Raw genomic sequence first — 21,672 nt, 5'->3', positions numbered from 1 at the left:
TTTTTAATTATTCCTTGCGGTTCGGTCAGGTGAATTAGAGGTTCAATTTCCTCTCCGTATATCCGCCTGCGCCGCCGTTGCAGGCTACAATTATGGTTCATGTTTCAAAGATACAAGAAACTCAAAATACCCAAACCCCTTTTTAATTATTCCTTGCGGTTCGGTCAGGTGAATTAGAGGTTCAATTTCCTCTCCGTATATCCGCCTGCGCCGCCGTTGCAGGCTACACTTGTGGTCCAGGCCCCATCGTTCAAGATCCTCTTGCAAGTTGCTGCTTCAGGCGTTGGAGTTGTGTTGTAACGCTTGCATCAAAAACGGTGTCGTCTAACTGCACGATGAATCCACCCAGAATTTGTGGGTCCGTTACGGTTTCCAATCGCACCTGTTTTCCAGAATACGTGCTTAACTGCTGCGCGAGCCGTTCTCCCTGTTCTGTTGTTATAGGGACAGCCGTTGTCACTTTTGCGACGAGCCTACCCGCAGCCTCGTCAACGATTGCTGAAAAGACATCCATTATCGCGACGAGATAGCGTTCACGCTGCTTCAAGGCGAGCAGTTTGAAAAAATTAACAGTTAGCGGCTGCATCGTATCGGTGAAAAGCTGCTGAAACGTCTCGCTTTTAAATTGCGGGGACAGAATAGGACTGTGGATTAATTGCGTGAATTCCTCAGACTGCTCAATCAACTCCCGCAACTTGTCTACATCTGCAATAATAGGTGCCAAGGCGTTTTGTTCCACGGCTGCATCGTATAAGGCACGTGCATAAGGTTTTGCGACCCGAATATCTCTCATCTTTCTAATTATGTCCCTCTGGGCTAAAGAAACGCCCAAGCAAAAACACCCTCCACTTTGTTTCGGGCAGGTTTCTGATAAAGTTGCCCCTGGATTGCGTTCACTGAAGCCCTTCACAACCCAAGGACGGTTGGAATTAACCGAAAACCATCGTGAAACATTGTCCTGCAAGCCTATAAAGGCTTGAACAGGGAACGATGCCCAGACTTAATAGTTAAGAAGGCAACCTGCTAATAGATGCGTCAATGATATGCTGATGTCGCTCTGCGTTGAGTTCTTCGCTTATAATTTTGCTGGCGGCTTCAATAGCGAGTTCAGCGACAACGCCTCGGAGTTCCGAGATCGCTTCATCTTTTTCACGCTGAATCTCCGCTCTGGCTCTTGCGACTTCATCGTCAGCCTCTTGCCGTGCTTGTGTGAGAATTTGTTGACGCTCAGCATTTCCTTGTTCAATCGCGGCTTGAATTTTGGCTTGTGCTTCGGTCTCAATATCGGCTAAACGTTGACGCGTCTCTGCAGTGAGCCGGTCTAACTCGTCCCGATCCGTTCGCAGTTGTTCCAACTGCGTGCTAATCTCATTTCTGCGATCCTCTAAAAGTCCGCCGACTTTGCCGAAAACAAACTTCCAAAGTACCGCAAGCACAATCAAAAAACCGATGACTTGGATGGTGATCGTTTTTGGGTCAATCCCGAGCAAACTCAACAGTCCGCCGTCGCCAGCAGGAGCCTCCGCAGCGAACGCATTATTGACGCAGATGCCCATTAAAATTGCGGTATATAGGACGTAATTTATAGCCCTGTACTTGGTATTTTGCATCAATTTGCTGTACTCTATTTTTGGAACTGAAGACGTATGCGCTCGCAAATTTTGTCAGGATGTTTCCGGTTCGGCTTGCGAGTCGTGCTGTACGTCCTCAGTCAGGCGTTATTTTAATTTCCGCTTCCGACATCTGTTGCAACTCGCTTCGCGTCTGCATCTATCATCTCTCTCAGCATTTCACCTTCAGGGAGTTTTGCTTGCAAGATAAAGAACATTAAAAGCGAATAGATAACGAGCGACTCGATGAGTGCCAAACCGATAATCATTGCCGTTTGGATACGTGGCGCGGCATCCGGTTGACGTGCGATACCTTCAAGAGCGGTACTTGTCGCACTTCCTTGTGCTCTCGAGGCAAAAATGACGGCGATCGGCAAGCCTAACGTTACACCGAACGCCAACACTGCTAAATAAATCATGAAATGTCCTCCTTGGACGGATAAGGGAGTAGGGGCGAGGTCACCTCGCCCTACTGTCCCAGAGAATTAATGATGCGCTTCATGCGCTTCGTCGTCGTGTTCTATGAACAGCACGATGTAGATAGATGTTAAGATGGTAAAAACGAATGCCTGCAGGAAGCCAGCAAACAGTGCGAAGAACAGCATCGGCACTTGCACCGGAATAATCGGTATGGCATCTGCGATCAGCACGATAAGTCCGAGTTTCGTCAGTTCAATAACAACCGATTTTTCACCAAAAATGTTTCCGAAAAGACGGACAGCGAGAGACCCGGCACGCGATAACTGCGCAACAACTTCAAGTGGAAACATTAAAACCCCCAACCAGGGCGGGTCACCGGCTAAATGTTTCAGATAGCCCCCTATCCCGTTCTCTTTAATCGCAATAATTTGGACACCCAATACAGCTGTTATGCCGAGCGCAAGCGTTGTATTCAAATCTGCTGTGGGAGGTTGGAGCCCCGGAATGATGCCGAGATAGTTCAGGAAGAGAATGAAGATGAAGAAAGAGCCAACGAATGGAATATACTTTTTGCCGTGTTCGCCTAAAATACCGCCGAAGAAGTCCATGATACCGCCAACAAACACCTCCAAAAGCGTTTGTCCTTTCCCTTCAGGTATCCGTTTCAATTGCCGAGTGACGAAAACAAAAAACAACACTAAGACAAGAACAGCAAAGTATGTGTTCGGGATTAGATCGGGCTGTCCCCATCGTGTCGGTTCAGGGATAATTTCATCTGGTAAAATTTTTGAAATCGGATAGAGCAGACTCCGGTGGCCGTTCTCGGCTGCAAAACTCCCGGCTACTGATGCCAAACTGAGTCCGACAACCCAGCAGATAAATGGTATTTTTTTCATATTTTGTTTATTTTAAACTATTAAATCTGATCATCGTTCCACTTCGTTTCACGATGGTGTCTGGTGAAGTCAGGAACCTCTGAGCACTTGGAACAGGTTGGAATTCATCTAAAACCGGGGACCCTGTCCGTTACTGGAAGAGCGAAATGTAATAGAGCAACACTTAAATTCCCATAGTTAGAAAATCACTTCAAGGTTGATTGGGATCCTTATTTGAAAGGATCGCCACCATCAAACCGACCGCTTTGATAATGATGGCACCTTGGACCAAAGCAATCCCTCCAGCGAATGCGTATATATTCATCCATTCCATTTTAAACAAGAGATAGAGGAGTCCAGCGAGTACCGTGTATTTACCGATTGCGATGAAACCCAGCAAGTATTTTGTGCGCTTCGTTTTCCCGGGACGAACAAGCCGTCGAACCACAAATTCAATGGACCAGAAGAGACTCAGACTGATAGCACTGCCGATCAGAAAACTGGGGAGCGCGGGGCGTTTGAATCCTAACAATACCACCGAAATGACGACGGTGAGACAGATTGTCAAGACATAGACCTGGCGGATAAATCGGTCACCAATTTCCAAAGCCGGACCCATTGAAGTGACTCCTTTGTCAAAATCACGGCACATTAGGATCGCCGAAATTTCTGGATCTCGATTGCTTTCAGATTTTATTCTTCTTCAGTGTCCTGTGTTTGTTCTGAAGTGGTGCGACGCTGCTTTTCCAAGCGTTCAAGTTGGCGGTTCCAGCGTGCTACCGAGCGAAACATTTCCATGAATCCAGCGGTAACCCCCATTCCGAAACCGATGTAGGATCCAACTGCTGCGTTGCCTAATTTGCCACCGATCCACTTGCCCCCGAAATAGCCGATACATATCGCGAGTGCAAGCGTTATCCCGATGGAAGCGAGGTCGAACATCCCGATGTTGTCATTTTTCAGATGTTTCAGCCGTTCCTTAAATATTAACATCGCTGCACCTTCATTTTTAGCAGCAAGTTTTGGCTTGCAAGCTGCGCCAAAAATGGAACACATTTATCAGGGGGTAGCCTTTTATCAAGCAACGGTATATATTATAACACGGAGATGTAGGGAATGCAAAAAAAAATGGAATGCTTTCTGCGTTAGGAATTTGCAGGACGTGGCTGGATGCACGGCGTAAATGTTAATTCTCGGTCTGGAGTGCGTCGGTAGGTGAAAGCTGCGCCGCCCGCAGTGCTGGATAGACCCCATCTGCGATTGCCGCCAATGATACCGAACCTTCACCTCTTGTCCAATGGGGGACATCTTTCCAAAAAGCTCACTGGCGGTGTTAGCACCCAAGACGCAGACCTGCTTCGCATTTTCGATATCACTGTCGGAAAAGAATCTGCCAGCGTGAACATCCCATCCCATGCCGAGGGCATAGTCTGTTGTGATACCTTCTAAACGCGTTTTCGCTTGATTCCCATTTCGGCTGCTAACAAAGGTATTGAAGTCTTCCACTTTAGGCAAGACATACAGCACATCGGGGCATTCTGCCTCAACTGCAGAAGCGTCCTCAAGGGTATATCGCTCCGTAGTGCGTCGGGCACGTCGAGGACCTTTCCAAATAGTCGTCCGTGTCCAGAATGCGATTTGATTGGCACCCCCCATCATTTCAAGGTTTTGAGCGATGATACGTTTCGCACCATCGCCGATAGCGATCATACACAACACACCTGCAATCCCGATGAAGATGCCGAGAATGGACAAGCCTGCACGGAGTTTATTTTGCGCGAGGGGCTTTACGCCGGCGGTGATAGCATCACGAAGTTTCATTGCTGCACCTTTTCCTGTATCAGAACCCGAAAATGTTCACCGATATGCTTAAAATCGGATGGGTCTTCAGGTATTACCAACCACCTGAATTACTGTTATCCTACTTTTGCCCAAGAACCTCCAAAAAAGCTTCATCATCTTTTACGTCCGAAAATTCAGCGGTCTCAAGGAAAGTGGGATAGTAAGTATCCTGATTATAGGAACTTAATACATAGCAGTCCTGAGCGACTTTTAAATGATGTAAAGTCTTCTCTCGATCCTTCTCAGAAGCCCAGGTACTCACAGCAAGTTGGAAGTGCCCGTAATGGTTGTTATCCTCTAAATCAATGGCGATCTGTAGGAACCGTTTCGCCTCGTCATACTTCTTCAACCACAACAGACAACAACCGATATCGTGAGCAAGCCACCAAAGATGGTCGAGATTTACAGGGAGACCTGTATCCCGTTTCTTCAACTCTCCTTCCAGATACGCACTCACTTCCGTAAAGATTTGATCGAAACGCTCCCAATCTTCCTGTTTGCCGTACACGAGAAGACGATTCTCTTTCGCAACCAACCAGAATTGAAAATAGTGCTCTGAACCGGGTTCGTTGTTCGCACGTTCCAACTTCTCTATTTCAAGGAGTGCTTCATCGAACCTGTCGTTGCCTCGTAGGACATCTGCTCCGCTTTGCAGGAACTCGCCACGATTGTGGTAACTCACTCCAGGGTTCTCTAAGCGTTCAGAGGCTGCATTATAGAGTTGAATCCAGTCATCAAGACGACCTTCCGTCGCCCAACATCCAGCCGCATTCAGATTGGAAGAAGTCTCCAATACATATTTATCTGGCAAGTGCCGGCACGTCCAATGGTAAAGCCGAGCGTGTTCTTCAACAGCCTCTCGATTCCTCTCAAGAAAAGCGAGACTATAGACTAATCCCTCATGCGCCCAGAAACGCTCCGTATCATCTGGTGCGTTATCCATATACCTACGGAGTAGAGAGATCCGTTTTTCCATGCCGAGTTTGCCCATGTACAGGTATATATCATCGACAGCAAGATGTACCAATTCGGGTGTGAGATCATCTTTAAGCGCAGCTTCAATCTCGTTGCAGGCTTCTGTGAGAATATTCGCTCTCGATGCCGGGTCAGATTTCACTTTTTCCATGAATGCATTGAACTTACTGCGAACTTCTTCTAATTGTGTCATGACATTCTCCTTCAGATTATCTGATAGTTGTAGATGACCAAAGAATTCTTGATTCAAGAATTCTGGATCTGCTTGCAGACGCTTCCGCGCTCGCTGGAGTCGACTTGTAATTGTGTTCACCGACACGCTCATGAATCTAGCGATCTCTCTCGTTGACATCTCGTCAAGATAGAAGAGCGTTACAACTGAGCGTTCCTTCTCCGGGAGTTTTTCCAGAAGCCTTTTCACAAGTTCATGGTAATGCTCGGTTCTCTCTGTCATCCGCTGTTCCGATATATGATGTGTATAAGAAGACTCCTCGATTTCTTCAACAGGTGTATCCTCCAAGGATTGCATTAGAGACTTTTGGCTTCGCATCCAATCAATGCAAAGCCGATTTGCGATAACATGGAGCCACCCGGCAAATTGATCGGGATTCTTGAGCGTCGGAAGTTTTTTGTATGCCCTCAGGAAGGTGTCCTGCATAATCTCTTCCGCATGGTGGAAATCTTGGATCTTCCGCCACACCAATGCGTGAACACTCTTTTGGTACTTTTCGACCAAGATGCTAAACGCCGCGTCGTCGCCCGATAAAATGTTGCGGATAAGTTGGACATCGTCTTCTCTTTCCACGAAACTTCCTCCTCACGAACAGATTGGACCGTGTTTGCCTGCGCCTTAACCAAATACTGGGTTTTGTAAAATTAAGCAATACATTGGGATTCGCACACTCTATTATTAAAGACGAAAGTTTGAGCAGAAAACGTGCATTATGGAAAAAAAATCAAAGAACCTGAATTTTTTGGAATTTGTTTTATGAGTATCAGGCAACAAAAAAGGGAACCGGTTAAAAAAACCAGTTCCCTGTGGATATTCTATTGGACTTCGGAAGCTAAGCCGACAATCCAGCAACAGCGGCGTCCTCACTGTCGAAATGTTCAAATAGATTCACCACACGACTCAGAACAATGAGATTTCTGATATGTTTCCCGACATTGATGACACCCACGCGCCCTTGTTTCCGTGAGGCAGCAGTATATGCCTCCATCAAGGTGCCAAGACCTGAACTATCGATTCGGTTGACCTGCTCGAAATTGATGAGGATACGTGGGGTATCAGAAGCCTCTATTTGTGGCAGGATAACTTTCCGTAAGTCTGATACGGAACGTCCGCCCACCTTTCCAGAGGGTTTCAAAATCGAGATGCCATTTTGCTGGCGAATTTGCGTTGTCATTTTTTTCTCCTTTTTTTATTTGTAAAATTTGTCACTGTTAATTGTTTTTTCAATACGATTCAAACGTTCAATTTAAGGATGCGTTGACTTAACCCGAATTCCATTAAAAAGTTGAACCTGTCGGAAGCACGCGCACGGAATCCAACGCTGAAAACACTGTCGCTGAATTCTTCAAATTGTCCGCCCCTCCAGCCAGCCGCAAGCGCGTAGTCACTATGCATTAGGACAAGTGAAGATACATAAAAGTAACGCCTGAAAACTTCACCTTGGTAAGTATCAGATATCTGGCTTTCGATAGAAGCGGATACTCTGCGGAAGAATCCTTCACGCCATTCGTTTTTGATGAAGCTACCCAAACCTATACCACGGTAGCCGGTGAACGGACGGTACCCGAGTCTATTGACGAAATCTGGATCTACAAAAAATACGGACAAGTAGGGTTGGAAGAGCGATCCGTTGTAGCCTAAACTGACAAACCCATTTCTCCCATCCGATTCGGCTGCCCAAGTTTGGGTGAGGGTAGACCCCACTGAAAACTTACCGCGGCGTACATCTCCAGACAGATAACCAACATTATTAGTCCCAGTGTCACGGTGATGATGCGAGAGGAACGCCGCGCTGATATTGGATGTTGCCGTGAGTGATTGAGAGGCTTGCAGAATAACGTTCTGGTTGTTCACGAGCCTTTGCCATTGTAAACTTCGGCTTTTCCATCAATTAACTTCCTCCGATTCAAAATATCTTTAGGAATTGACTTTACAATGTGATGAGGATTAAGAATTTGATTCTTAATCCTCATCAAAGCGTTCTGAAAGGTTAAACCCCCACGCCACTTATATCTTCAAACTAATCGCTAACTTATAGCACTAAAATTGGACTGTCGATATCAGTTTCAGACAGGGCTGGCATGGAATTCCGATATGCTTCTTTCAACGCTACGAAGCAGCGTCTCATCACTGAGATGGAACGCCTCGCGTATTGTCATTGACCGTTTCTGCTGCTGCTCTATCGAATCGAGCAACTGCTGGTTTTGCACGACAACGACAGAATCAGCATTCTCTTGAATTTCCTGTAGCGAACGTTTCCCTTGTTCGGCGCGACGCTGCCCCTCAAAGTTGAATGGACAGGTCACAAGACCTACAGCCAAAGCCCCTTGTGCTTGAGCAAGAGATGCAATCAGAGGCGAAGCCCCCGCTCCTGTTCCACCGCCCATACCGGCTATAACGAAGACAATATCTGCGTCCGCAACGATGGCGTTGAGCGTTTTCCTGTCCTCTTCAGCGGCTCTTCGACCTATCTCTGGGTTCGCGCCACATCCAAGTCCTTGAGTGGTGTTAGCACCGATCTGCACCGGTGTTGCTTCAGGGTGCTTGTCGAGTGCTTGCTGGTCTGTATTCACGGTATAAAATTCAATGTCCGTCAAACCGTCTTCAATCATTCGTTTAACGGCGTTGCCGCCGGCTCCACCGACACCAATGACCTTGATTTTGGTGTGAATCCGTTTGGATTCTTCTCGTTTAGATGACATGGTTCTCCCTCTTTCAGGTTCGACACCGAACTCCTCGCGCAGGAATTCACGTGTCTGTCTCAATTTGGTCTTGATTGTGCCTATCGCCAATCCGAGTTCAGTGTGGATCTCCTTGACATCCCACAATTCCAGATAGTATAGGACCGCAACGCGGCGCACTTTATCCGGGAGGCAATGCACGGCTTCCCTTATAGCGTCGTAGCGTTCTGTTTCCCTGAAACGCGCGACTGCATCTTGGTCGATACGATCCGTCAGATCCACATAACTATAAGGAATGTCATTTCCGGAACGCCCGGTGGAAGCGTAGTATCGCTTGCAAGCGTTGTAAGCAATCCGACGCAACCAGCCACCGAAACTCTCAACACGCCGCAGTCCGCTGATATTTTCCCAGACGGCTCTCCAGACATCCATGAGAATCTCCTCAGCATCGCGAGGTTGTCTCGAATTTGCGATAATCACTCTCCAAATGCTTGAACTATAACGCGACATCAGTTCTGCAAATGCCAACTCATCACCGACCTGTGCCAGCCGAATGAGTTCTTCATCTGTTAAAATGGGGTACGTTGATAGATCGTATCGCATAAACAGTTTCCTATTGATTTTAACCTTAAAGAGTGGACTTTTTCGGGAGATGGTTTAAAAAAAGTTAATCACTTAATTTTTTTACTGCACCTCTCACGGTAACTTATACCTCCGAACGCAGAAAAACAAGGAACGCCCCTGAAAGCACTCCAGCAAGCAGTAAAACGAGTAACAACATATCGATTATAGCCGGGTTGAGTGTATCTTGAAAAGACAACTTATCCTCAAATATCGGGATAGCCTCCGGTAAAACGGGCTTTTTCGACATGCCTTTCGGAATCCCGATGACGTGAAGACTCTCCGGATCGCTCCGATCCATTTCAACAATAAAGTTTCGGAACTGTCGGATATGAAGACGGCAGTGTTCTAAGAATTGCAAGTGGCGATTAAAGCCTGTACCCGCCATGGATTCAAGGGCATACTGGACAACCGCCGCAGGAGAGCATCGGGTTATCCGTCTTGCGTGCAAGACTTGCGCACTTTGCGCCGCGAGATGCTGGCGGCTCAACTGTTCCCGAATCTCCATGTCTTTGTTGACGAACTCCCGCTGTATCTCTAATTCTGAAGTGTCTACCCCTGCAACTTCTTTCTGCGAGGTTTCTGCCGATTGACGGCGTTCTTTTAAAGCTTCCCTTTTATTCAGGAAATCGCTCCTAATTTGGTCAATGGCAGCTCCTTTTGCCCTCTGAAATTGATGGTGCGTTTGAATCGGAGGCATCCATTTTGTGGAGAGCGTGCCGAGGGTTGATGGCATAAACACCACAACAGTCACCCAGATAAGCAATAGGAGAACGAGACTCAACCGGCTTTCTCGTGTCATCGCCGAGATGATAAGCCCAATTGCAGCGAAAATACCAGCATAGCAAGAAGCGATCAGCACGATAAGCCCCACACGTCCCCAGTCTGCGGCACCGAACTGCGTCCAACTCCCAGTAGAAACGATGGCGAGATTGAACAACACGGCACAATAGAAGGCAATGAGGACTGTGATGAGGGAGCCAAGGAATTTACCCATCAATAGGATAGAGCGCGAAATCGAATTGGCAAGACACAGCCGCAGCGTCCCGCGTTCCCGTTCTCCGGAGAGCGCGTCAAAGGTAAACAGGAGCGGAATGAAAGAGAGCAGATACGTGATGATAAACACCCAATCTATCACCGTGGCGGTGGGGCGGTGATTGCTGAGTGTCTCCATATTCAGACGTGGAACGCCCATCGACCAAATATAGGCAAGCCCGTATAGCCTCCAGAAACCGCCGCTCACGCTTTCGTCCGGTAGCAACGCCTCTCCCCCATCAGCGATGAAGGCAAGGGATGATGGACGTTTGTAAAGTTTACCGGGCCCCTTTTGCAGCAGTGCATACAACTCCGTTCGGGATTTCAACTCGGCGCGGGATGCGCTGACTTTCTCGGAATATCTCCGAACCCGTTCCGGATGGGTCTGCAGATGTACAACGGCATTGGTTACCATCAATGCCACGAGGATGAGCGTGGTTAAGGCAAAGCGGAGACTCGTGAGATGGTCTAAAAGCTCACGTGTGACAATATGCCAAATCATCTTTTTACTATTCCTTGCGGTTCGATTAGAGCAGTTGCGGGATGAACGATTCTCTCCGTATATCCAGCCCGCGCGCGGGTTGGGCTTACGTGCTTTGGGTCGTCGGTTGAACCTAATCTCCAAACTGACTAAAAACCGATAGCTGAAGTCCACCAACTATTCTATACTTCAACTTTGATAAAAATCAAAACTGTTGCCATGAATAGGACGACATTGGCGCATAACAGCAAAAACAGTTCGGGTAAGGCGCGCTGCGCGTTGATGCCAATTTCTGCTCGCTCGAAGTGAAATCGGGGCAAAATCGACCAGTCTATATCCCCTTGATTTGGGGCAAACCACTGTTGGCTGGCGAACGCATCTCTCTCATGAAAGGTGTCAATGAGGGTGCGCCGATATGCCTGCGCTGTTTGGATATAATCCACCATGCTGTCTAAATTGGTGCCCGCCCACGCGGCAGTGGCAAACGTATAAAGGCTTGCCGGACTGAGCTTCATGAGACGTTCATCCCAGTGTGCTTGCCGGAGGGAGGTCTGTGCCACCAACTGCTGCCCGACGAAACCGATCTCTTCGGCATTCCGGATTTGCAGAGGTGCGGCGAATTCATAATAACGGTGCAAGTGTGGCACTAAAGGGTGCCCTGTATCTTTCAGTTCAAGGTTAACCCGAGGGAAGTCCCCGAGGAAGAAATATCCGGTTCCACTAAAGAGACCTGGAAACGCTTCAGACTCTGAAAATATCGGAGGCTCTCCCTTAAGCGGACTATCGGCTAAAAACCGGTGTCGTTCTCTATCCGCCTTTTCCCGAATCTGCGCTATCTGTCGGTCGGCGGATATTTTTTCTGCACGCATGTCGCCCTCCGAATTCAAGGCAAATCGGCTCCAGTTTGGATAGACGAGTACCAAAATCACCCATAAAAACATACAGAGCATCAGGGATGTAGCGGCACGACGGGTTACTGTAGAAACGAGAAGACCGATCAGATAGAAAACCGACAGATAGACGATTGTCGTTAAAACAATGCCGCCAATTCGCAGAAAATCATCCGCACTGAATTGCAAGGCGCGCGCCAAGGAACACTGAATCAGTGTGAACAATAGACTCATCAACACGGGGAGTAGCAGACAAACCATCGCCGCAATATATTTGGCAAACAGCACATTCCCTCTCCCAATGGGATGCGAGAGCACCAAACGCAAGGTGCCGGTCTCCCAATCTCCGGCAATCGCGTCATAAGCGAAAAGCAGGGCGATCAGACTCAATACAACCTGGAAGATAAAGACCAAATCTATCTGTGAAAAGAGATGCAGATACGGGTTATTCATACCGAGGGGTGCCCCTGGGCTTGAAAGGGATGGGACGCTGCCAGACACCCACCGTTCTTCCTCGGATCTGACATCAGTGATCGGATTTGAAAGAGCTGGCACGCTGTCAAACGCTATATCGAGGTCGCTACCAAAACGCGTTTCTAAGCCCGCACTAAAGAGACTCAATGGGTTGGGCGGACGTTGAACCTTCAATTTTAAACACGAATAGGTAGGTGTCGAGGCGATGTTCTCTTGATTCACCGCCTCCCTCTGACTATAATCGGCGAGACGTTCTTCATGCACACCAATTAAGACAAACGTATTGACGACAACAAGCAGGAGGGTAATAACGACCGCGGCAAAAAAACGCGCACTCATCAGATGCATCAGGAGCTCTTGGCGTATCAGGGTCAGTAACATCGTTTTTCCTTAGGAGATGTTTAGGACTTCAAGAGCATCGGCATGATGAGGCAAAAATGTCCATCTTCACCCATCGGTTTCAAAATGGCAGGTTTTAATTCACCCGAGAACTCTATGGTCAAAGACTCCGTTTCAATGTGCGTGAGTGCCTCTATCAGTATCCGGGCATCAAAACCGATACGGATGCTTCCTGTGCTGGACTCCACCGCTAACGTTTCATGCTTATCATCTGGGTCAGAATCCCTCGGCGAAATCCGAATCTGCTGTTCATCTATCTCTAAACAGACCGCAGGGCATTTCGGATCCGAAAACGCTGAAATCTGACGTGTCGCACGCAAAATCGGCTCTTTCTGCACAACCGTCCGCATCTTAGGAGACGCTGGAATGATTTTTTCATACTTCGGATATTCACCGTCTACCAGCTGCGCCGTCAACGTCGCGCGCCCATCCGCGAAAAGAATCTGGTTCGCAACGCGTGAAATTCTTACCTCTGGGGAATCAGCAAACGTTCGTTCAATGCCCTTGACGGCTTTGAGCGGGACGATAAACCCATCGTTACCCTCAGACAACCTGAAGGGTTCACAATGGGCAAGGGCGAGCTGTACCCCATCAGTAGCAACGACCTCCGTTCTGTCCTCAAAGAGGTTAAAATAGAGTCCGTTTAGGAAGGTCCGCCGAACTTTATCCGTGGATGCAGCAAATTCAGTTTTGTGAAGAACAGACCGCAGGGTGTCTCCATCAATCGCCAAGGCTCCATCATCAACAGACGGGAGTTGTGGAAATTCCGCATCAGCAAGCTCGACAATTTTGTAAAGGTCATTCCCACAAGTGATTTCAACCTTGCCATCTGTCGTGGTTGCCAAGTCTATCGGTTTCTCAGTGGGCCACCCTTCAACGATACCGCCCAATTTTTCGGCGGAGACAGTGATTGTCCCCTCTTCCCTGACGGTCCCTTCCACCTTCATTCTGATGCCGACTTCCATGTCCGTCGCCATACATTCAACCGTGTTCCCTTCCGCACGGATGAGAACATTTGATGGCATAGGTGAGGTATCCTCCTCACCCGCGAGCCCCTGCAGCATCTGTAGGGGGTACAAAAGGTCATCTTTTTGAAAAGTTAATTTCATTCCAAAATCTCCGTTCAAATGTTTTCGGGAGCAACGTTCCGCTTCAACGGTGATGTCCAAGGCTGCTGGAACCATGAATTTATACTGTCTTAAGTGTTGCCGGGCACGGCGGAGACGACTCTTAACCGTATTTTCGGATACACCCAAAACGTTACTGATCTCTGCGTAGGTCATCCCTTCAAGGTAGTGAAGCGTAATGGTCGTCCGATTGTTCTCCTTTAACTTCGCAAGCAGTTCCTCCACCAAGTCGCGTCTTGCTTCAGCGAGAGTTCTGGCGTGTTCTGTCGCGATATACTGGGAGTAGGCCTCTGTCTCTATTGTTGAGAGGTCAGTGTCTTGTAGGGGTTCGGTGTGTCGTTGGTTTTTTCGGAGCCAAGCGATACAGAGACGATCCGCAATGACACAAAGCCATCTTGGAAACCGCGTCGGATCCTCCAAGGTTTCCAATTTCTGATAGACTTGCAGGAAGGTTTCCTGCGTAATATCCTCGGCGATATGGAAATCCCCAATTTTCCGCCACGCGAGCGTGTGTACCTGTTTCTGATACTTTCTCACCAGATGCTCAAAGGCAGCCGCGTCACCGGCGAGGATGCGTTGAATCAATACAGTATTATCGTTTCTCACCAAACATCTCCAGAAAAGTCATTTATGAACGGAACTTATATAACCAGGACTTACGCAAATGGATCAAATATCGGACATTTGGACACAAAAAAGCAGCATTTATCATCTTTTTAACCCCCTAAATCCCCCTTATCAGGGGACTTTAAGAAGTAGTGCGTAAGTCCTAATAACATTATATCAGAGGCGTTCTCCTCTTGGAATATCTATTTCTTATCCGGATGCCGCAAATTGTAAACGATACAACCGAGCAGAAAGTCAGCACACCCAATAGGTAAATTCAGGTTTCAAGTATTTCTTCCGTTCAGGGACTCTCCTTAGGAGGGTTGCAAATTGTGAAGAGATACAGATACCCTATCAATTTACTTCACTATAGTGACGCGAGCTGAGAAAAAAAGGGTGCATAATTCTGCAAAAGAGGTGAGAAAGTCCCTAAGCTTTACGAAGGGCTTCAATCGGGGTAAGCGACGATGCCTTTAGGGCGGGATACAGACCAAAGGAGATGCCGATTATCGCTGAGACGGATACCGAAATCAGGATCCACTGTAAGGAGATAACAGCGGGCCATTCGGGAACAATTCTGACGATTTTGACGGCGAGCAGTGCCATGCCTTCACCCGCGAGCATGCCCAACCCAACGCCGATGGCACCGCCGACACCACACATAATCACTGCCTCTATTAGAAATTGTAGTAGAATATCCAATCGTTTGGCACCGAGTGCCTTCCGAAGTCCAATTTCACGAGTGCGTTCGGTGACAGCAACTAACATCATGTTCATAATCCCGATCCCACCCACAAGTAGCGAAAATCCTGCGATGCTGCCTAAGGTAATTTTTATGATTTTACTAATTTTCTCCAGCTGCGCCATACCGGCGTGCATTTCAAAGATTCTGATGAAGTCGTCTTGGTTCTTGTGCCGTTTCCGAATGACAGTTTTGACCTCTTCAACCGCCTTAGGAACATCCTTGACGGTGTGTGCATAGACGGTAATGTTCGGAATCTGGTCATTGCCGGTGAAACGTTCTTGTATGGTAGATACGGGAATAAAGGCGAGGTTGTCGAAACTGACACCAAACCGGAGACTTGTGCCGCGTGGCACGAACGTTCCAACAACCGTAAAGCGTTCAGTGAACCGTCTACCCTCTTTTTGTCCCCACCGGTTGTAATAGTCGCTGTCGCGTGCGATTTTAATTTCTTGTCCCAATGGAGATTTATCACCGAACAAGGCGGTCGCGACATCACCTCCAAGCACACAAACTTTCGATGCGTTTTTAACGTCTTCATCCGTAATAAAACGTCCCTCTTTAACGTCCCAATCCATTGCGCTGTTATAGGTAGCATCTACGCCGTTCCAGCCTGCACGAACTTCAGAGCCGCCTGAAGCCTGGATGAGCACACCGCCCCAGTTCCAGATTTGCGGTGTGGCTGCACTAACAGTTGGACACTCCGCCTCGATTGCTAAAACATCTTCATATTTCAGATATTCATTGCTGCGGATACGGACCCAGCGATTGTTTACACGCTTGTACGAACTCCGGAACACAAAGAACTGATTTGCCCCACCTAACTTTTGTGCGTCTTGCCGGACAATCGCCTTGGCACCATCACCAATCGCTATCATCGCTAATACCGAAGCGATACCGATGATAATACCGAGCATCGTCAACAATGAACGCATTTTGTTGCTACGCATCGCAGATATTGCGACGGATACTGCTTCGACTATACGCATTTCATTCTCGAAATTATAGTGAAATCTGTGTTTACCGATTCCCGATTAGATTTTTTAGGTGTTGTGTATTCGTAAAAAAGTGTTCTTTCTTCTCGGGTATTATAGATACAATTTAGGCGCGAAAAGATTGTCTTAATTTTATAGGACTTACGCACTTCACAGATAAGTGCGGTTTCTAACTGCCCCAATCTCAGAGAGGGAACGTCTATATTGTTCAAAGACAGGTATCTCGACTTAATTTGCGCAGGTTCTGTTATTAATGACGCGGTTCTGAGACAAAAAGGGTGCATTATTTTTATCAGGTTTTTTAGTTTCGGGAGACTCGCGCCTTTTGTGGAACGGATCATTGCGAATGCCATTCTCGATGAAACGAGAAACTTACTATCGCTTGTGTGGGGTTGTATGGACTCTCCAGCAACACCCGACACAAGCAAAGCACGAGTTAGATAGATCATTCGCTCAATCGGCTTCCTCGGATACAGAGTTGTCAGCATCGTCCGCATCCAAGTATTTCAACGGGCTTTCGATGATGTAGTCCCCTGATTCCTCAAAAAACTGCTGAATCAGATAGACATGCGCACCCCCAATAATCAGTAGGATCCGGTCGTCAACAGATTCGGTGATGCGTGTCAAGTTGACATAAATCTTGATATTCCGATCATACCAAAAGTGGGAAAGCCAATTGGCACCGGGATATTGGTCATCGAGCCCGATACGCGCGACCCATCGCATATAATGCTGATGGTCTTTACGTATACCTTCGGGTTGGTTCCACTGTATGTACAGGTCAATGATTGATATGTATGCGTCAAGTTCAATCCAAGTCTGGCCCTTTTCATCTTGAGTTGCTTTTCCCTCAGGCATAGATGGAGTAGGAAGGAGGTGTTCCTGATTGTGTGCTTTTGCGAACCCACGGTAGTCTAACAAAGCAACATCAAATTCACCTTCACCCCAAGGAATGAAGGGATCATTTTTTCGGGCATCAACTCGATAATCAACACAGTAAAGCTTCGGATGTCCCATCTGTTTTGCCAATTGGAACCCAATCTGATCATGTTCCGATCGATTGAGTTTGTATGTGCCTTTGAGATACTCTTGATAGTTTATTTCAACTTCAGCGTCATATATTTCATCTACCTCAAGTGCTATCTTGGTAGGCTTAAATGCTTTGAGTTGTTCAACTAACTGTTTGATCTCACGTTGGCGTTTGGGAGCACGGACATCATCCATTTTGATATTGAATGCATCCAATGTATTATTCGACAAGTGCGCACTACCGAGGATCATGATCGTTGGTTTTTGGGGTATCTGTTGAGTTTCTGCTTTAGATTCTGGCTGATCATTTCCCGTAGCTATGCCGCTCAGTAATAACATAGTAGCGAGTAACGTCATAAAGTTTAAGCCGTTTTGCATCAATTGGACAACGCTGGAATCCCCGCCAGTCACGACACGATTGATGAGGTTATGCGATTCCTCGTCATCGAATGTTTCCAGTGGCAGTTTGCCTGTTTTTTGCAAGGCATCCCGCTGCAAAGCGAAACCGGCTCTAATGCGGAGTTGCTCACGTAAAAGTGGGAGGAGTGTTGAGATCGCCTGCTCCACGAAAAAGAGGCAACAGAGCGCAGCCAGCCATGGAACCGCACTGTTTATGAGATCTGCATCGACGAGGGTGTTAACGGTTTCTCGGAGCACGAGGAGCTGGGCTGCGCCAGCACCTGCGTTGATGAGTACAAGGGTTATCCATACTGTGGCAATAAAAGGAGATGCTTTCAACACCTGTCCGAACAGCCAGAGTAGGTCCCGAAATGAAGGGCGGGTTAATTGTACTTTGTCCCACATGGTTTTCTGTTTACCTCGGTTAGTCCTAAATTACAATGGAGTGTAGGGAAGGCGTTTCAGCCCTCCGTCTCATTGCGTTTCTTCCGAACTCAAGTAGTCCAATGGGCTCTCTATGTGATAAAATTCGGAGTCTTCCGCAATCTGTTTAAGGAATCCTAAATGTCCAGCACCAATGATTAACAAAATACGTTCATTCTCTAATTCTGTAATTCGCGTGAGGTTGACGAAAATTTTGAGATTTCGAGGATACCAAGCATGTGCCACCCAATTCGCTCCAGGGTATTTGTCTTGTAGACCGATTCGAGCAATCCTTAAGTAGTCGCGGAGGTTTTTTCGAATCTTTTCATCTCGGTTGATCCGTATATACATGTCAATTATCGGTTCGTATTTCTCAGGCTCAATCCAGATTTTGCCATCTGCATCCTGCGTCATCTTTCCAGTAGGTGGCGGACCCAGAAGGTGTTTCTGATCGTTCGCCTCTGCAAACGTGCCCCAATCTATTAAATCATGATCCAGATCCTCTCGGACGATTGGATCATCACGGAAATAATCTACACAGTATACCTTTGGATGTCCCATATCTTTCGCCAGTCGGAACCCAATCTGGTGAATTTCATGAGGCTCCAGTTGAAAACTATCCTTTAGGTAACCGTTGTATTCCGCCTGAAGATCGGCATCCCAACGCTCATCAACTTCAACAGCTATCTTCGTCGGTTTAAATTGGGCGAGTTGATCCGCAAGTGCCTGAAGTTCAGCTTGCCGTTTAGGCGCGAGGACATCATCCATTCTGTAATTGATTCGGTCTGCACCCCAATTTGCCAAATGTCCGCTTCCAAGAATCATAAGAGCCGGTTTTTTCGTCATTTGCTCAGTTTCTCCCGTAGATAAGTCTGTTCGATCATCACTTGCGACTGTGCCGACCACAAGTAATACAGCGGCGAATAACATTATCAAACAGAACTCACATTTCACTAAGGCTTTCATAAAATTTTCTCCGATCTGTGGTATCGGTAACCCTGCCTCAAAAAAGAGAACAACAGATTAAGGCGTTTCCGCTTCGTTTGCATTCAAGTATGGCAGCGGACTCTCAACGATGTAATCTCCTGAGTCCTGCAAAAACTGTTGAATCAGATAAACATGATCACCACCAACAATCAGTAGAATGCGGTCATCGGTGGACTCAGTGATTCGCGTCAGGTTCACAAAATTCTTGAGATTGTGCGCATACCACCAATGTGCGACCCAATTCGCACCCGGGTATTGGTCTTTGAGTCCAATGCGTGCGGTGCGCAGATACCCTTGATGGGAGGTGATTATCTCCTCAGGTTCGTTCATACGTATATACATGTCAATCAGCGGTTCATATTCTTCATGTTCAACCCAGAGTGTTCCATCTGCACCCCGCCGAATTTTCTGTCCATCTGAGGAAACGGTCGGTAGGAGATGCTCCTGATTGTGCATCTCCGCGAACGTGTCGAAATCCATCAAGTGGTCATCAATTTTATCACGGATCGGCCGGTGTTTTGGCCAATCAGCAATAGAATAAAGCCTCGAGTGCCCCATCTGTTTCGCTAACCGAAAGCCGATCTGCTCCTTATAATTCCGGGTAAGTTCGTATGTGCCATCCAGATAACCTTGATAGTTTGCGTTAAGCTCAGCATCAAAGCTTTGGTCTGTATAAACGGCTATCTTGGTGGGACCAAATGCTTTCAGTTGCGTCACCAGTTGTTCCATTTCGCTTTGGCGTTCGGGTGCGAGGACATCATCCATCCTGAAATTGAATCTATTGATTCTCGGATTTGAGAAAAATATACTACCGAGAATCATGACCCTCGCTTTGTCTCCGGTGTCCTCTATTTTCCATTGCCCTTTCAATTTGTCGCCAAAATCGATGTCTACCGCCCCGAAATTGCTGAGATTCCCGAGCAACTCCTCAATGCGTTCCGGTGCGATCTCCCCGACGATGTTGACAAAGGTGACTTCTCCAGACCTTTTCGGGATGATGATAGCGAAAATCCCGTAAACCTTCTCTTCGTCAAACAGTAGATTAATCTCCACCGTTTCACTGCGCCCCTCAATTTTGACGAGGACCTCCCACTCATCCTTTTTGAGCTTCTCCTTGAAATAGTCAACTAACTTCTTCTCATCAATCGTTCCCCTATCGTAGGTCCGGACATAGATGCCGTCTAACATCTGGATCAGTTCAGCGACTTCGGGTTGATTGCTCACCGATTTGGTTACCAGACTGATGAGTTTCGAGGTTAAGTTCACTTCGACTTTCGCCGCAAGCGGTTCTGGAAAATCGAAAAGGATAAGTCCTTTTTCGTCGGTCTTGGCCGATTTGTTCTGTTGCGCGACTGCTGAATGCATCAGTGTTAGCGATGCAACCAAAAACAGGAGCGTGAACAGTTGTATAAAGTGCTTTTGAAGTTTCATGGGTTCTACTCCTTATCTATTTTATCGGTTTTTGTATCCAGAGTGCCGTGTGGTAATCGGTCAAGACTATCCAGACTCCGATGGATTGCCGATGAAATATTTCTTTTCTGTTTTGACACATGACGCGAGGCTGTTTCAATCTGAACAAACGGAAGACTTGAAACTTCATCAATCCGCACATCCGGGAGTTTCTCCTTAACAATGGTGCCGGTTCGCTCCACTGCGTAATTCAACTTACTGAGTGCATAAGCCAAGTCACGGGAGGCTTGCTGCACTTTCAGATGCTGTTGGTACTGGTAGGTCCCGAACAAGACGACTCCGATGAGACATGCCACCGCACCTGCGCGAGCGAGCATCGAAGTTAAATCATCCGAGAACGTAAACAGTTGGAATATCCGATGTAGCCACCCCGTGCCCTCGTTGGGATGCGCGCGCACGTAAGCCTCAACGGCGTTGAAGATTTCCGGCGGTGGCTCTGGTTTCGGAAGTTCGTGCAATGCGCCGCTAATTGCTTGTGCGAAGCGAACTTCATCTTGACACATTGGACAGGATGCGACATGTGCTGCGACTGTCGCCGACGTGTCTGCATCCAATTCATCGCTAAGATACGCTTCTAAGGTATCTTGAACTTCCGTACACGTTAAATCTGGATGGGAAGGAAATTGGTTCATTCGTTATCTCTCCAATAGGGACGCAGTAACTCCCGCAATCGCTTGCGGGCACGAAATGCTGTCGATTTTACAGTTCCTTCGGGTTGTTCTAAGACCTCTGCAATTTCTTTGAAACTCATGCCATTCAGTTCCCGCATAATTACGACTGACCGCATATCTGGTGGCAATTTTTGAATCGCACACTGGACGGAGTCTTTGAGCTCTTGTTGGATCACAATCTCATCTGGTGATGGATTGGATCGACCAGAATGCGTGTGCATCAAAGTTTCGAGTTCTGTTTCAGGATCTATGTCGTCTCCGCCTGTTAAATGCACCTGAAATTTGTCTCGCTTTAGCAGGTTGAAACAGAGATTCTGCACACATTTTAGCAACCATGAGTGTGCAGTCTTCGGACGCAATTTGTTACGGTGTTTCCACGCCGTGATGAACGTCTCTTGTGTTATATCCTCCGCATCTTCCCGATTTCCGAGTAGATAGAGGGTGTGTTGATAAACCCGAGCCTTGTGTTCATGTACAAGCTCAAGGAATTTATCTTCTGTCATGTTTCAGCTCCGCGCATTTTGAGGTTGCTGTTACTACAAACGAGTGGCAAAAAAGTTGCATTTTTTTTTAATTTTAATATTTTTCGGAGGAATTTAGGCAGGGCTGACTGGATGTGGTAGGTGCGGTTACATGAAGTTTCAGAATTTAATTCGGTAATAATCCGACATAACGTAGCAGTGCCTCT

20 protein-coding genes are annotated in these 21,672 nt (G+C 47.3%); all 20 read right to left on the bottom strand.

What is annotated here, in order from left to right; genetic code table 11:
- Positions 1 to 250 precede the first annotated feature (250 nt).
- The gene (gene atpH / locus F4X88_10090; protein MYA56635.1) at positions 251 to 793 is read right to left on the bottom strand and encodes an ATP synthase F1 subunit delta; all 543 of its coding nucleotides are present in this window, start codon (positions 791 to 793) and stop codon (positions 251 to 253) included.
- Between the two features lie 214 nt (positions 794 to 1,007).
- Complete coding sequence (gene atpF / locus F4X88_10085) at positions 1,008 to 1,610, bottom strand: F0F1 ATP synthase subunit B (protein ID MYA56634.1); 603 nt, start codon at positions 1,608 to 1,610, stop codon at positions 1,008 to 1,010.
- Between the two features lie 113 nt (positions 1,611 to 1,723).
- Positions 1,724 to 2,029, bottom strand: a complete 306-nt coding sequence (gene atpE, locus F4X88_10080) for an ATP synthase F0 subunit C (GenBank protein MYA56633.1) — start codon at positions 2,027 to 2,029, stop codon at positions 1,724 to 1,726.
- A 66-nt stretch (positions 2,030 to 2,095) separates the two neighbouring features.
- Complete coding sequence (gene atpB, locus F4X88_10075) at positions 2,096 to 2,926, bottom strand: F0F1 ATP synthase subunit A (GenBank protein ID MYA56632.1); 831 nt, start codon at positions 2,924 to 2,926, stop codon at positions 2,096 to 2,098.
- A gap of 190 nt (positions 2,927 to 3,116) precedes the next feature.
- Positions 3,117 to 3,557: a hypothetical protein gene (locus tag F4X88_10070; GenBank protein MYA56631.1), complete on the bottom strand. Its 441-nt coding sequence runs from the start codon at positions 3,555 to 3,557 to the stop codon at positions 3,117 to 3,119.
- 41 nt (positions 3,558 to 3,598) lie between these two features.
- The gene (locus F4X88_10065; protein MYA56630.1) at positions 3,599 to 3,961 is read right to left on the bottom strand and encodes an AtpZ/AtpI family protein; all 363 of its coding nucleotides are present in this window, start codon (positions 3,959 to 3,961) and stop codon (positions 3,599 to 3,601) included.
- 21 nt (positions 3,962 to 3,982) lie between these two features.
- On the bottom strand, positions 3,983 to 4,726 hold the full coding sequence (locus F4X88_10060) for an ABC transporter permease (GenBank protein ID MYA56629.1): 744 nt from the start codon (positions 4,724 to 4,726) through the stop codon (positions 3,983 to 3,985).
- Between the two features lie 100 nt (positions 4,727 to 4,826).
- Positions 4,827 to 6,527 carry an RNA polymerase sigma factor gene (locus tag F4X88_10055; protein ID MYA56628.1) on the bottom strand — a complete coding sequence of 567 codons (1,701 nt, stop codon included), beginning with the start codon at positions 6,525 to 6,527 and terminating at the stop codon, positions 4,827 to 4,829.
- 259 nt (positions 6,528 to 6,786) lie between these two features.
- Positions 6,787 to 7,128, bottom strand: a complete 342-nt coding sequence (locus tag F4X88_10050) for an STAS domain-containing protein (protein MYA56627.1) — start codon at positions 7,126 to 7,128, stop codon at positions 6,787 to 6,789.
- A 59-nt stretch (positions 7,129 to 7,187) separates the two neighbouring features.
- The gene (locus F4X88_10045) at positions 7,188 to 7,808 is read right to left on the bottom strand and encodes a hypothetical protein (GenBank protein MYA56626.1); all 621 of its coding nucleotides are present in this window, start codon (positions 7,806 to 7,808) and stop codon (positions 7,188 to 7,190) included.
- A 212-nt stretch (positions 7,809 to 8,020) separates the two neighbouring features.
- Positions 8,021 to 9,238: a sigma-70 family RNA polymerase sigma factor gene (locus F4X88_10040; GenBank protein MYA56625.1), complete on the bottom strand. Its 1,218-nt coding sequence runs from the start codon at positions 9,236 to 9,238 to the stop codon at positions 8,021 to 8,023.
- Between the two features lie 103 nt (positions 9,239 to 9,341).
- On the bottom strand, positions 9,342 to 10,793 hold the full coding sequence (locus F4X88_10035) for an ABC transporter permease subunit (GenBank protein MYA56624.1): 1,452 nt from the start codon (positions 10,791 to 10,793) through the stop codon (positions 9,342 to 9,344).
- A gap of 161 nt (positions 10,794 to 10,954) precedes the next feature.
- On the bottom strand, positions 10,955 to 12,517 hold the full coding sequence (locus tag F4X88_10030) for an ABC transporter permease subunit (protein MYA56623.1): 1,563 nt from the start codon (positions 12,515 to 12,517) through the stop codon (positions 10,955 to 10,957).
- Between the two features lie 20 nt (positions 12,518 to 12,537).
- Entirely contained in the window at positions 12,538 to 14,271 is a 1,734-nt protein-coding gene (gene dnaN, locus F4X88_10025) for a DNA polymerase III subunit beta (GenBank protein MYA56622.1), read from the bottom strand.
- 426 nt (positions 14,272 to 14,697) lie between these two features.
- Positions 14,698 to 15,999 carry an FtsX-like permease family protein gene (locus F4X88_10020; protein MYA56621.1) on the bottom strand — a complete coding sequence of 434 codons (1,302 nt, stop codon included), beginning with the start codon at positions 15,997 to 15,999 and terminating at the stop codon, positions 14,698 to 14,700.
- A 459-nt stretch (positions 16,000 to 16,458) separates the two neighbouring features.
- Positions 16,459 to 17,838 (bottom strand): ABC transporter ATP-binding protein, encoded by a 1,380-nt coding sequence (locus F4X88_10015; GenBank protein MYA56620.1) that lies wholly within the window; start codon positions 17,836 to 17,838, stop codon positions 16,459 to 16,461.
- 69 nt (positions 17,839 to 17,907) lie between these two features.
- Positions 17,908 to 18,822, bottom strand: coding sequence for a hypothetical protein (locus F4X88_10010; GenBank protein MYA56619.1), 915 nt, complete (start codon positions 18,820 to 18,822; stop codon positions 17,908 to 17,910).
- A gap of 57 nt (positions 18,823 to 18,879) precedes the next feature.
- Positions 18,880 to 20,274 carry a DUF4252 domain-containing protein gene (locus F4X88_10005; GenBank protein ID MYA56618.1) on the bottom strand — a complete coding sequence of 465 codons (1,395 nt, stop codon included), beginning with the start codon at positions 20,272 to 20,274 and terminating at the stop codon, positions 18,880 to 18,882.
- A 5-nt stretch (positions 20,275 to 20,279) separates the two neighbouring features.
- Positions 20,280 to 20,945 (bottom strand): hypothetical protein, encoded by a 666-nt coding sequence (locus tag F4X88_10000; GenBank protein ID MYA56617.1) that lies wholly within the window; start codon positions 20,943 to 20,945, stop codon positions 20,280 to 20,282.
- The gene (locus tag F4X88_09995) at positions 20,942 to 21,487 is read right to left on the bottom strand and encodes an RNA polymerase sigma factor (protein MYA56616.1); all 546 of its coding nucleotides are present in this window, start codon (positions 21,485 to 21,487) and stop codon (positions 20,942 to 20,944) included. Before F4X88_09995 ends, F4X88_10000 begins: the two co-directional genes overlap by 4 nt.
- Positions 21,488 to 21,672: the final 185 nt, after the last annotated feature.

Source organism: Candidatus Poribacteria bacterium (assembly GCA_009839745.1).
Classification (GTDB): domain Bacteria; phylum Poribacteria; class WGA-4E; order WGA-4E; family WGA-3G; genus WGA-3G.
This window is presented reverse-complemented; position numbering and strand designations above follow the sequence as displayed.